Below are 12,838 nucleotides of genomic sequence, written 5' to 3' on the forward strand. Positions count from 1 at the left end.
CTCTTTATATATGTTATTGAATCGCCCCAATATACTGGTTTTATCTGCAGGTCGACGGGTTGAGCTCGTACGATTTCTACAACGTTCGCTTGCCGATTATGTCGGCAAGGGGGCTGTTTATACGACAGACATGGTTCCTGAAACATCTGCCGCATGCCAGGTCACAGAAAAGGCTTTTTCTGTTCCTCGCGCCACCGATGCCAATTACGTTGAGGCGCTTCTGGATATCTGTCATGAGTATGACGTTGGACTGGTCGTTCCGACAATTGACCCTGAGCTGGAGATCCTGGCGCGCGAAAAGAACCGCTTCCGGGAGATGGGCGTTGAACCCGTCGTGTCAGAGCCGGAATTGCTGTCAGCGTGTCATGACAAACGAAAGACTGGGAACTTATTCCTGTCACTCGGAATCGGATATCCCGAAGTCTATGATTCTGACCAACTGAGGTTCCCCTGTTTCTGTAAGCCTTTTGACGGTAGCCGAAGTGTCGGGGCAAAGGTAATTGAGAGTGCGTCATCCCTGTCCGAGCAGGACCGAACCAACCCGAAAAATATGTTCATGGAATTGATTCCATCGTCATACGCTGAGTACACGGTCGATGGGTATTATGGCCTTGACCACCAGTTGAAAGCGCTCGTATGTCGCGAGCGATTGGAGGTGCGGGATGGTGAGGTTAGCAAAGGAATCACACGCAAGGACTTTGCGTATGAGCACCTCGTAAACCGGTTAAAGTCTGTCCCCGGGGCTGTCGGCTGCATCACCTTCCAGTTTTTTGTGAATTCTTATACACAGGATGTCAAAGGCTTGGAGATCAATCCAAGGTTCGGCGGAGGTTACCCTCTTACCCATCAATCAGGTGCTCCCTTTACCGACTATCTGGTCCGCGAATACTTTCTCGGCGATTCCCTGTTATTCAATGGCGAATGGCAGGACGGGCTCATGATGCTGAGGTACGACGCTGCCGTTTATTGCACCCACGATGATTGATCCGTCCTGTTTCCTGGTTCTGGATCTGGACGATACCCTGTATCCGGAAGTCGACTACCAGAACTCCGGCTTCCGCGCCGTCGGTGCCTTTTGCGAACGGTTGTTCAAGTGGAATGCCAATGAATCCCTTATCCAGTGGCGTGATGAAGGTGATAGGGACCCATTCGGACGTCTCTGTCGCGAACTCGGGGTATCGGAGTCTGGAAAAGACTCCTTTGTCTGGATTTACCGGAACCACTTCCCTGATATCCAGTTGACACAATCAACACAACATAGCCTCGCGTTACTGGAACAGTCGCAGGCCGGTATCGCGATACTAACCGATGGTCGCTCAGTAACTCAGCGATTGAAATTAAAGGCGCTGGGACTGGAGCGCTTTCCCGTTTTTATCTCTGAGGATTACGGCGATGCAAAACCCGATACCAAGCGTTTCGAGCATGTCGAAGCATCATTCCAAGCATCAAAGTATTGCTATGTTGGCGACAATCCTAAAAAGGATTTTCTTGCCCCTAACAGCCTGGGGTGGCAAACCATAGGCCTCGTCGGTTCTGGAAAGAATACTCACAATCAATCCATGGTCGGACTGGATGCCAGCTACAAACCTGACGCCTGGATTAACCACTTGAGCGACCTAATCTCCGCATAACAATTCCCACCATGCTGAACGAACAGATCCCCCAGCTCTTGAGCATGCTCCGGGACAACATGAGCTTTGTGGGGCCGCGCCCCGGACGTGCCCGGTTACGCGGACCGCCTCGAAGGCGAACAACGGCTGCTGGTCACGGTCCGCCCCGGCATCACCGGCCCCGCCACCCTGGCCTACCGCGATGAGGAAGCCATCCTCGCCGCCCAGCCGGATCCGGAGCGGTACAATGACGAGGTGATCTACCCGGACAAAGTGCGGATCAACCTGGAGTACATCCGGAACTGGCGGTTTCGGGACGATCTAATTTATATCTGGAAAACGGTAAAAGGCGATTAGACGCAATGCTGAATGGCCCATTCTCCCCCTGGCCCTCCTTCACCCAGGAAGAAGCAGACGCGGTACAGCGGGTGCTGCTTTCCAACCGCGTGAATTACTGGACGGGCAAGGAGTGCCGCGCCTTTGAACGGGAATTCGCGGCCTTTGCCGAGACCGAATACGCGGTCGCGCTGGCCAACGGCACCCTGGCGCTGGATCTGGCGTTGAAGGGGCTGGGAATTGGCGAGAGGGATGAGGTGATCGTGACTTCGCGTACCTTCATTGCCTCGGCTTCCTGCATCGTCACCGCTGGTGCCACACCGGTGTTTGCGGACCTGGACCGGGACTCGCAGGTGATCACGCCGGAGACCATCCGCCCCTGCATCACGGAACGCACCCGCGCGGTCATCTGCGTGCACCTGGCGGGCTGGCCCTGTGACATGGACGGCATCAATGCCCTGGCCGAGGAACACGGGTTCGCTGTGATCGAGGATTGCGCCCAGGCCCATGGGGCCCGTTACAAGGGGCGTGCCGTGGGCAGCCTGGGCGATGTGGGCTGCTGGTCCTTCTGCCAGGACAAGATCATGACCACGGGCGGCGAGGGCGGCATGGTCACCACCAATGACCCTGAACTCTGGTCCCGCATGTGGAGCTACAAGGACCACGGCAAGAGTTACGACGCAGTCTACAACCGCGAACATCCACCCGGGTTCCGCTGGCTCCATGAGGGCTTCGGCACCAACTGGCGTATGACGGAGATGCAGGCGGTGATCGGCCGCATCCAGCTCCAGCGCATGCCCCAGTGGCATGAACAGCGCTTGGCCAACTGCGAGGCGATCTGGCGCACCGCCCGCGAATGCCCCGGCCTGCGCGCGCCGGAGGTGCCGGCCGACATCGAGCATGCCGGCTACAAGTGCTATGTGTTCGTGGAACCGGAGCAGTTCGCCCCCGGCTGGGACCGCGACGCCGTCCAGCACGCCATCATGGAGCGCGGCGTGCCCTGCATGTCCGGCTCCTGCTCCGAGGTGTACCTGGAGAAGAACTTCCAGGACGCCAACCTCGCCCCTTCCTCCCCCCTACCGGTTGCCCGCGAACTGGGCAGCACCAGCCTGATGTTTCTGTGCCACCCAACGCTTACCAATGAAGAGATCCGGAAAACCTGCTCAGTTGTGCGGGAGGTTATGGCGGAGGCGGCATTGGAGCTGTAGTCTCAACCATATGCGCTCTGGTCGTCATCAGGTTTGCAGGGCTGTCCGTTCTCACCATGCAGTTCGTGGTATTTTTCCTGAAGGATTTTTTTCTTTTCTGCATCAGCAAAACGCGTCAAGACCTGCCTGATCAGCGGCTGATAACCGATCCCATTGATTTCCGCGATCATCTTCAAATCTTCAATTAAGGATTTCTGCAACCGGATGGATATTGGATGCAGCCCCGCCGCTTCGTCCAGGGATTTGTCATTTACGCTCGTTGAGACGCGCACATACTGTTCATCCGCACCAAGTTCCCGATTTTCCCAAGCCTGCTCTGTACCGTGAATCTTATCTGTACTTTCTGCCATACCTAGCCTCCCGACTACAGCTGTATTCCTGTGCACTGACTACCGCTTCTGTTTGCGAAACACTGCTGCATTTCATCAAGGCTAACTCCGTGTTTTAACCGCAACTTTTGCACGACATTCTGCGAACACTTCAGCGCCATTGCCGTATCATCCTTAATCTAGCAGTTTGTATATACATAGTATATACATTGGCCGGAATCAATGTCTACTGCTTGCTCACCGCTCCTCATGAGCTGAGCAACGCCAGACATGTTTCTCCGCCACCTTACCCTGACTGATGAAGAAATTGAGAAGACTTGTGATGTTTTGAAGGCGGTTATGCAGAGCGAGCCTTTTCAGGGGTTGCATCCCTTTACCTACACAATTACTGTATATCTAACCAGTTTTAGTGTAGGCCTCAGGGATGACCAGCCACGACCAGAACTTCAAGAACCTTATTGTGGATTACCCTCGCCAAGCGCTGGCGTTTTTTGCCGGAGCCGAGGCGGGGAGGCTGGATGACTCGGTTCAGATTCAGCTGCTTCGCGAGGAACAGCAGAAGGAACGGCTCGGAGAACGATTCCGGGAGCTGGATGTTCCGCTGCTGGTGGAATGGCCTGATGGACGCCGCGAGGCAATTCTGTTTGTTCTGGAGGAGGAAACCAATCCCTCACGCTTCTCAATCCACCGGCTGATTCACTACTGTACTGATCTGTCTGAGTTGTACCAGACAGAGCGCGTTGTGCCGGTGGTCATCTTCCTGCGATCTTCATCAGCCATCCCCGAGCAACTACATTTGGGAAGTGACCAACATACCTATCTGTCATTCCGATACCTCAGTTGCGAGCTCAGCCAGTTACCGGTTGAGCACTATTGGAACAGCGACAACCTGGTCGCTCGCCTGAACCTTCCGAACATGAGCTGGTCCGCGGATCAGAAGCTTGAGGTCTATGCCCGCGCCATCAGGGGGCTTATGGAACTCGAGCCGGACAGGGAGCGCCAGCTCAAGTACGTGGACTTTATCGACATCTACTCAGTACTGGATGATAATGAAATGAAAGCTTACGAGAAACAGTATCCGCAGGAGACGAAGACCATGGCCGGATTGAGAGAGCGTCTGCTGGCCGAAGGGGAACAGCGCGGGGTACAGCAAGGGTTGGAGCAGGGTCTGGAGCAAGGCTTGGAGAAGGGGTTGGAACAGGGCCTTGAGAAAGGTAAAGCAACCGGCGAGCGAGCTGTGTTGCTTCTCCAGCTCAGCCACCGTTTTGGTCCTCTGGATGAGGCGACCCGCCACAAACTGGAGTCCGCGTCCACGGAGGAGCTGGAGCTTTGGGCGAATAACGTTCTGGATGCCCAGTCTCTGGAAGATGTCTTTACCCGCCATTGAGTATGGGAGCTGGGCAACAGCTGTTTGAGCGACTTTATCAATGACACTCAACCTCAAACACCACGGCGCCATAACCGGCGTCACCGGCTCCTGCCACGAACTCACCATCGGCAACCAGGGCATCCTGGTCGACTGCGGCCTCTTTCAGGGCTCGGACAGCCAGGGCCGGGCCTCGGCCAGTGAGCTGGCCATTGAGTTCCCCATTGACCACATCCAGGCGCTGGTGGTCACCCACGTGCACATTGACCACGTGGGCCGCATTCCCTACCTGCTGGCGGCCGGGTTTGAGGGCCCTATCCTGTGCTCCGAGCCGTCCGCCCGGCTGCTGCCGGCCATGCTCGAGGATGCGCTGAAGATCGGCTTCACCCGGGACCATGAGCTCATCGAGCGGGTCCTGGGGCTGATCAGCGAGCGCACCCGGGCCATTCCCTATAACCAGTGGCAGCCAGTATTTGAAGACGGGGATACGGCGCTGTCCATTCGCCTGCAGCGTGCCGGCCATATCCTGGGTTCCGCCTATGTGGAGTGTGATGCCCGTTCAGGGAATGCGCGCGAACGCATCGTGTTCAGCGGCGACCTGGGCGCACCGGGCACACCACTGATTCCATCACCCGAGCCGCCGCAGGCCTGCGACCGGCTGATCCTGGAGAGCACCTACGGCGACCGGGATCACGAGCACCGGGATGACCGGCGCCACCAACTCCGCACGGTGATCGAACAGGCACTGGACGACGGCGGCACCGTGCTGATCCCCGCCTTCAGCCTTGGCCGCACCCAGGAGCTACTCTACGAGCTGGAGACCCTCTTCCACGACAACCATGGTGAGCCCTGGCGGGACCTGGAGATTGTGGTGGACTCACCGCTGGCGGCGAACTTCACGGACCTTTACCGCCAACTCAAGCCGTTCTGGGACGAGGAAGCCCTGGAACGGGTGCATGCGGGCCGTCATCCCCTGTCCTTCGAGCAGCTCACCGTTATCGATACCCATGAGGACCATGTCAGGGCCGTGGATTACCTGAATGATACGGGCCGCCCCTGCGTGGTGCTGGCGGGCTCCGGCATGTGCGATGGCGGGCGCATCGTGAACTACCTCAAGGCCATGCTGGGCCAGCCCCGCAATGATGTGGTCTTTGTGGGCTATCAGGCCGAAGGCACGCCGGGGCGCGACATTCTGCGTTACGGGCCCAGAGGCGGCTGGGTGGAACTGGATGATGAGCGCTACACCATAAATGCGGGTATTCACCAGCTCAGCGGCTTTTCAGCCCATGCGGGCCGCTCAGACCTGCTACGGTTCGTGAATGGCATCCACCCTGCCCCCAAAGAGATCCGCCTTGTTCATGGCGACCCTCCTGCCAAGGAAGCGCTGGCAAGCCAGCTTCGGGATCAGACCAGTGCCAGGGTCACCATCCCTTCTCGATAAAGGCAGAACCGGGTCTTTGAAAGGACGATCCGAGTTCCTCAGCCCTGCCCCGTCACAATCCCTCACACAGCCCAGCACCCACTTCCGGTGCATTTTGACTACACTCAATAAGTGCACTCTCTAACGATGGGGGCCTTCATGGCTCACGGGGCCCGGATTCTTCTGGTCTTTCTGGCGGCGGTACTGCTGCCAGCACTGGCGTGGGGCAATACACCGGAGCGTGTAGCACTGGGCCAGGACATGCAGTGGTTCGCGGACCAGGACAATGCCTACCCGAACCTGGAGACTGTGCTGCACGCCGAGAGCCGGATCGACTGGCGGGAAACCCAGGGCGATGGAATCAGCCGTGGCTTCAACAGTACGCCCCACTGGTTCCGCATCAGGGTCCCGCCGGTTGCCAGCGCCCGGGCGACAACGCGCTACCTGCAGATCCCCGAGCCATTGCTCAACCGGATTGAGGTGTTCGTCGTCAGGAACGGCGAAGCCCTTCAGCACGAGACCATGGGCATCAACCAGCCCTTCCCGGAACGCCCCCTCGAACACCGGGATTTCATAACACCGGTCTCCCTAAGCGAGACGGAGCCCACCCGGATCTACCTGCGCATCCAGACCAACGGCAGCCTTCAGGTAGCCCCGGCACTCTGGACGCCGGAGGCCTTCGCGGAACAGGACCGGACGGATGCCGTCACCTCCGGCATCTTCTACGGCGTGATGCTGGTAATGTTCCTCTACAACCTGTTCATCTATTTCGTGGTGCGGGATCGCAGCTACCTGCACTACATTGGCTATGTGGCCATGTTCACGCTCTTCATGGGCGCGCTCCATGGGGATGCCTTCCAGTACATCTGGCCCTACGCCACGGCCTGGCAGGAAACCTCCGTTACCTTCTCCGTTGCAGCGCTGGGCATCGCGAGCATCCTGTTCACCAATTCCTTCCTCAAGCTGCGCCGGCACTGGCCGCTGGCGCACCGGGTATTCAGTACCATGCTGGCGGCATCGGTTCTGCTGGTGGTGCTGAGCTTTGTTCTGGCCTACGAGATCAGTATCCGGATCAACTCCCTGTACGGCATACTCATCATGCTCTCAATCCTGGCTGTGAGCATCCGCATGTGGTGGGTGGGATATCGGCATGCACGGTATTTCGTCATGGCCTGGCTGGCGCTCATTCTCGGGACCATGGCCCTCGCGCTGAGCAAGTTCGGACTGCTCCCGTGGAACGCGGTTACGGCCAACGGCGCCCAGATCGGGGCGGTGATGGAGGTGGTGCTGCTGTCCTTCGCCCTGGGTGACCGCATCAACCACGAACGCGCGGAGCGATTCCAGGCGCAGCAGAAGGCGCTGGCGGCGGCCGAGGAAGCGAAATCGGCCCAGGAAGAACTACTGGAAGCCAAGGAAGCCGCCAACCAGGAACTGGAGGAGCGTGTCCGGGAGCGCACCAGGGAACTGGAACAGGCGCTGAAGAAACTGGAGACGGTCAACCAGTTCCTGGAGGAAGTGTCCAGAACGGACCAGCTCACCGGGCTCCACAACCGTCACCACTTCGTGCGCCGTTACCATGAAGAGTACAAGCGCGCCCAGCGCAACCAGTACCCGCTGAGCGTCATCCTGATGGACATTGACCACTTCAAGTGGTTCAACGATACCTACGGCCACATCGCCGGGGACGAGTGCCTGAAGGCGGTATCCGAGGCCCTGGCCCGGATAATCTCCCGTGCCGGCGACACCCTGGCCCGTTATGGCGGCGAGGAGTTCATCGTCCTGCTGAGCAATACCCCTATGGAAGGCGCCCTGGTGGTGGCGGAACGCCTGCGCAGGGCAGTATCCGACCTGGCCCTGGAGTTCGACGGCAGGACGGTTCCCGTGACCATCAGCGCTGGCGTGGCGGTGCTGACCCCGGCGAACCTGAAAAAGCCGGAGCAGCTTATCCAGAACGCCGATGAAGCCCTCTACGCGGCCAAGGAACAGGGCCGAAACCGCGTGTGCCGGTACCCGGACGATGTGACCGGCTGACCGGGCATTGCGCTAACGCCCGCGAATGGCGACAATTGCGCGTTAAAATCACCCGCTGCTCAATGGATGGATTACGCCTTGTCCGAAAACATTGTCTGGCACGACCACAAGCTGACCCGCACCGAAAGGGCCAGCCTCAAGCACCAGCACCCCTGCCTGCTCTGGTTCACGGGCCTGTCCGGCTCCGGTAAATCCACCATCGCGAACGCGCTGGATGTAGCCCTCCACCAGCAGGGCTACCACACCTTCCTGCTGGACGGCGACAACGTCCGCCACGGGCTGAACAAGGACCTTGGGTTCTCCAACGAGGACCGGGTGGAGAACATCCGGCGCATCGGCGAGGTTAGCAAGCTCTTTGCCGACGCCGGCCTGATCGTGCTCAGCGCCTTTATCTCGCCCTTCGCCAGCGACCGGCGCCTGGTGCGCAACATGTTCCCCGCCGGGGAGTTCATCGAGGTCTACATGGACACGCCCCTGGAAACCTGCGAGGAACGCGACCCGAAAGGCCTCTACCAGAAGGCCCGCTCCGGCCAGATCCACGACTTCACCGGCATCGATTCCCCCTATGAAAGGCCGTCGCATCCGGAAATCACCCTGGATACGTCGAATCTCTGCGTGGAGACCTGCGTCGATAACCTGATGAGCTACCTGAAGGAACGGGACCTGCTGAAGCCCGGCAGCGACAGCTGATCCATGGGTTGGGACGGAGTCTTGACACTGGCCACCCTGGTGGCCGTCCTGGGAACACTGATCACCACCCGCATCGCCACGGACCTGGTGCTGATGACGGCGCTCGCCTTCCTGCTGATCTCGGGCATCCTGGGTCCGGCGGAGGCCCTGGCGGGCTTCTCGAACCCCGGGGTGATCACCATTGCCACCCTCTACGTGGTGGCCGCGGGGCTCAAGGAAACCGGCGCCATCCAGTGGATTGCCCGCAGCCTGCTCGGCCATCCAAAGGGGCCCTACCTGGCCCAGGCACGGCTGGTGGCGCCGGCGGGCATCCTCAGTGCCTTCATGAACAACACCGCCGTGGTGGCCATGTTCATCCCGGCCGTACAGGACTGGGCCCAGCGATTGCAGATTCCCGCCTCAAAGCTGCTCCTGCCCCTGAGTTACGCCGCCATCCTGGGCGGCACCTGCACCCTTATTGGCACCAGCACCAACCTGGTGGTGGATGGCATGCTCCAGACCCGGATGGGCATTCAGCTGGGGCTTTTCGAACTGGCCTGGGTGGGGATTCCCCTGCTGCTGGTCGGCGGCACCCTGCTGGTGGTGCTGGCCAACCGGGTCCTGCCGGATCGCGGCGGCGTCAGTGAGGAACTGGACGCGGTGCGGGAATACGGGGTGGAGGTGGAAGTCTCCAACCCCGGGCCGCTGGTGGGCAAGACGGTGGCCGAGGCGGGCCTGCGGGCGCTGAATTACGGTTACCTGACGGAGATCGAGCGTGATGGCCACCTGATCACGCCGGTTGAGCCGGATCGCGACCTGCAGGGCGGCGACCGCCTCTACTTCGTGGGGGCGCCGGAGTGCGCCACTGAGCTGCGCCGTATTCACGGGCTCCAGCCGGCCAACGCCAGCGTCCAGAAACTGGAACTCGCCAATCATCAGCGGGTGCTTGTGGAAGTGGTGCTGGGGACCGAATTTGCGGCCGTTGGCCAGACGGTTCGCGAGAGCCGTTTCCGCTCCCGGTTCAACGCTGCGATCCTCTCCATCTCCCGGGAAGGCAAGCGGGTTGAGGGCAAGCTGGGCGACGTGCGCCTGCGCATGGGCGACACCCTGCTGCTGGAAACCAGCCACGAGTTCGTGGAGCAGTACCGTTTCCGCCGCGACTTCCTCCTGGTGAGCGCCCTGAACGACTCGACGCCGCCCGATTTCAGCCGCGCGCCCGCCGCCCTGGGGGTGCTTGCGGGCATGGTGCTGTTGAGCGCCACGGGCATACTCAGCATCATGGAAGCGGCCTTCCTGGCCAGCGGGGCCATGATCTTTTTCGGCTGCACCAGCGCCTCCCGGGCCCGGCGAAGCCTGGATCTGCCGGTGCTGGTGGTGATCGGCTCATCCTTTGCGCTGGGCAATGCCATGGATGAGACCGGGGCGGCCCAATGGCTGGCCGGCGGGCTTCTGGGATACAGCGAGCTGACGCCCTGGATGGCCCTGGCGCTGATCTATGTGCTCACGGCCATGTTCACGGAGGTGATCACCAACAACGCCGCCGCCGTGCTGATGTTCCCGATTGCGCTGGCCATCTCCGAGCAGTTGGGCGTAAACTTCCTGCCCTTTGCGGTGGCCGTGATGTTCGCCGCCAGTGCCAGCTTCATCACGCCGCTCGGGTACCAGACCAACCTGATGGTCTATGGCCCCGGGCGCTACCGGTTCACGGATTACATGCGCATGGGGATTCCCCTGAGCCTGACCGTGGGCGCCACGGCCATCACGCTGATCCCGATGGTATGGTCTTTCTAGGGAACCATTGAGGCCCGTTGGCCGTGTCACTGGTAGGCGGATGGACTATAGTGTTCACTATCAACAACTGAACTGAAGCAGGCGTTTCAGGGAAAATCATGAGAAATCACCTCAAACACTACAGCCGCTGGCTCTTTTCCCGGTTTGTCGGCCTGGAACGTCCCCAGAAGCGGATTATTTCCGTCATATCCGACCTGGTGTTCATACTGTTTTCGCTGTGGGCGGCGTTCTCGCTCCGGTTCGAGACCCTGTTCTTCACCCGGGACCCCGGCTATTACGCCCTTTTTGGCCTGACCGCCATCGCCACCGTCTTCCTGTTCGCCCGTCTGGGGCTGTACCGGGCCGTTATCCGTTATATCAGTGAGCGCGCGCTGGTCACGGTGCTGGGGGGGATTGCCGTCTCCACGCTCACCTTCATTGCCATCGCCTTCCTGCTGCAGATTGATATTCCACGCTCAGTGCCCGTGCTCTACGGCGCCCTGGCTTTCCTGTTCGTTTCCGGCACGCGCTTCAGCGTACGCACCCTGCTCAACCGCCCCCGGCACCTGAGCAAGATGCCGGTGCTGATCGTGGGCGCCGGGGAAACCGGCCTGCAGCTCGCCTCGGCCCTGAGCCAGGGCATTGAATACCGGCCCATGGCCTTCATCAGCCTGGAGCCGGACAATCACAAGACCACCATCAACGGCATGCCCGTCTACGACCTGGACCATGCCAAGCGCGCGGTGCACAAGCACCAGACCGAGCGCATCTTCCTGGCGCTGGACCCCAACGCCGACATTGACCGCCAGGCCCTGCTGGGCAAGCTGGAGGGTCTGCCGGTACCGGTGCAGACGGTGCCCTCGGTCAGCGAACTGGTTACAGGCCGTGCCAGCATCACCGACGTTCGGGACCTGGAGATCGACGACCTGCTCGGGCGCGATCCCGTGAGCTATCGCAATGAGGACGTCGCCGCCTCATTGAGCGGCAAGGTGGTAATGGTCACCGGGGCGGGCGGCTCCATCGGCTCCGAACTGTGCCGCCAGATCATCCGCCAGCAACCTGCGGCGATTGTGCTGTTCGAGCAGTCCGAATTCGGTCTCTACCAGGTGGAGCGTGAGCTGTCGGTGATCAGCGACAACGAGCAGCTCGACATCCCCGTCCATCCGCTGATGGGCAGCGTCGCCCATCGCCGACGCTGCGAGAGCGCCATGCGCACCTTCGGCGTACAGATTGTCTACCACGCCGCCGCCTATAAGCATGTACCGCTGGTGGAACAGAACGTGATTGAAGGCGTCCAGAACAACGTCTTCGGCACCTGGTACACCGCTGAAGCCGCAATCGCCACCGGCGTGGAGCGTTTCGTGCTGGTCTCCACGGACAAGGCGGTGCGCCCCACCAACGTCATGGGCGCCAGCAAGCGCCTGGCGGAGCTGGTCCTCCAGGGCCTGGCCCAGCGCCAGTCGGACACCGTCTTCTCCATGGTGCGTTTCGGCAACGTCCTGGGAAGCTCCGGTTCCGTGGTACCCCTGTTCCGCGAACAGATCCGCAACGGCGGCCCCGTGACCGTGACCCACCCGGACATCATCCGCTACTTCATGACCATCCCCGAGGCCAGCCAGCTGGTGCTGCAGGCCGGCGCCATGGGGGAAGGCGGCGAAGTCTTTGTGCTGGATATGGGCGAGCCGGTGAGCATCGCCGAACTGGCCCGCAAGATGATCCATCTGATGGGGCTGACGGAAAAGCACGACGACAACCGCCACGGCGACATCGAGGTGGCCTTTACCGGGCTGAGACCCGGCGAGAAGCTGTACGAGGAACTGCTGATCGGTGACGATCCCCAGGGCACCGCGCACCCGCGCATCATGAAGGCCCGGGAGGCGGCCATGGGCTGGCCCGAGCTGGAGCAGCTCCTGGAACAGCTGATGCTCGCCAGCCGCGCCTTCAACTGCCAGAAGGTCGTGGAGCTGCTCAACAGCGCGCCCACCGCCTACCAGCCCAACGAGGTGTCGGACCTGATCTGGTGCAACGGCTGGGAGAATGGCATCGAGGAACCGGCCACAGGCAATGTGAGCGATAAGATCCGCCGCATCTTTGAATAG

The 12,838-nt window shown here is 60.4% G+C and carries 10 protein-coding genes and 1 pseudogene; 10 read left to right on the forward strand and 1 reads right to left on the reverse strand.

Going from position 1 to position 12,838, the window contains the following annotated elements; translation table 11 throughout:
* The first annotated feature begins 10 nt into the window (after positions 1-10).
* From DES49_RS06380 to DES49_RS06395, 4 genes and pseudogenes are all read left to right on the forward strand, one after another.
* A complete protein-coding gene (locus DES49_RS06380; protein WP_133735541.1) occupies positions 11-985 on the forward strand; it encodes an ATP-grasp domain-containing protein in 975 nt (324 codons plus the stop codon).
* Positions 978-1,631 (forward strand): HAD family hydrolase, encoded by a 654-nt coding sequence (locus DES49_RS06385; RefSeq protein ID WP_133735542.1) that lies wholly within the window; start codon positions 978-980, stop codon positions 1,629-1,631. The genes DES49_RS06380 and DES49_RS06385 overlap by 8 nt, the downstream gene beginning before the upstream one ends.
* A 20-nt stretch (positions 1,632-1,651) precedes the next feature.
* Positions 1,652-1,967, forward strand: a pseudogene (locus DES49_RS06390) (sugar transferase); the annotation flags it as partial.
* Between the two features lie 5 nt (positions 1,968-1,972).
* Positions 1,973-3,154: a DegT/DnrJ/EryC1/StrS family aminotransferase gene (locus tag DES49_RS06395; RefSeq protein WP_133735543.1), complete on the forward strand. Its 1,182-nt coding sequence runs from the start codon at positions 1,973-1,975 to the stop codon at positions 3,152-3,154.
* 2 nt (positions 3,155-3,156) lie between these two features.
* Here the strand turns inward: DES49_RS06395 and DES49_RS06400 are convergent, their stop codons facing one another.
* Positions 3,157-3,504: a hypothetical protein gene (locus DES49_RS06400; protein ID WP_133735544.1), complete on the reverse strand. Its 348-nt coding sequence runs from the start codon at positions 3,502-3,504 to the stop codon at positions 3,157-3,159.
* A 403-nt stretch (positions 3,505-3,907) separates the two neighbouring features.
* Between DES49_RS06400 and DES49_RS06405 the strand changes: the two genes are divergently transcribed.
* The 6 genes from DES49_RS06405 to DES49_RS06430 all read left to right on the forward strand — a co-directional run bounded on the left by DES49_RS06405 (position 3,908) and on the right by DES49_RS06430 (position 12,838).
* Complete coding sequence (locus DES49_RS06405; RefSeq protein WP_133735545.1) at positions 3,908-4,870, forward strand: DUF4351 domain-containing protein; 963 nt, start codon at positions 3,908-3,910, stop codon at positions 4,868-4,870.
* A 40-nt stretch (positions 4,871-4,910) separates the two neighbouring features.
* A complete protein-coding gene (locus DES49_RS06410) occupies positions 4,911-6,290 on the forward strand; it encodes an MBL fold metallo-hydrolase RNA specificity domain-containing protein (protein WP_133735546.1) in 1,380 nt (459 codons plus the stop codon).
* Positions 6,291-6,428: 138 nt separating this feature from the next.
* Positions 6,429-8,300, forward strand: coding sequence for a sensor domain-containing diguanylate cyclase (locus tag DES49_RS06415; RefSeq protein ID WP_166646010.1), 1,872 nt, complete (start codon positions 6,429-6,431; stop codon positions 8,298-8,300).
* Between the two features lie 78 nt (positions 8,301-8,378).
* Positions 8,379-8,990 carry an adenylyl-sulfate kinase gene (cysC, locus tag DES49_RS06420; protein ID WP_133735548.1) on the forward strand — a complete coding sequence of 204 codons (612 nt, stop codon included), beginning with the start codon at positions 8,379-8,381 and terminating at the stop codon, positions 8,988-8,990.
* 3 nt (positions 8,991-8,993) lie between these two features.
* Positions 8,994-10,760 carry an SLC13 family permease gene (locus tag DES49_RS06425; RefSeq protein WP_133735549.1) on the forward strand — a complete coding sequence of 589 codons (1,767 nt, stop codon included), beginning with the start codon at positions 8,994-8,996 and terminating at the stop codon, positions 10,758-10,760.
* Positions 10,761-10,858: 98 nt separating this feature from the next.
* Complete coding sequence (locus DES49_RS06430; RefSeq protein WP_133735550.1) at positions 10,859-12,838, forward strand: nucleoside-diphosphate sugar epimerase/dehydratase; 1,980 nt, start codon at positions 10,859-10,861, stop codon at positions 12,836-12,838.

The sequence above is a fragment of the Halospina denitrificans genome, from assembly GCF_004364635.1.
GTDB lineage: Bacteria > Pseudomonadota > Gammaproteobacteria > Pseudomonadales > Oleiphilaceae > Halospina > Halospina denitrificans.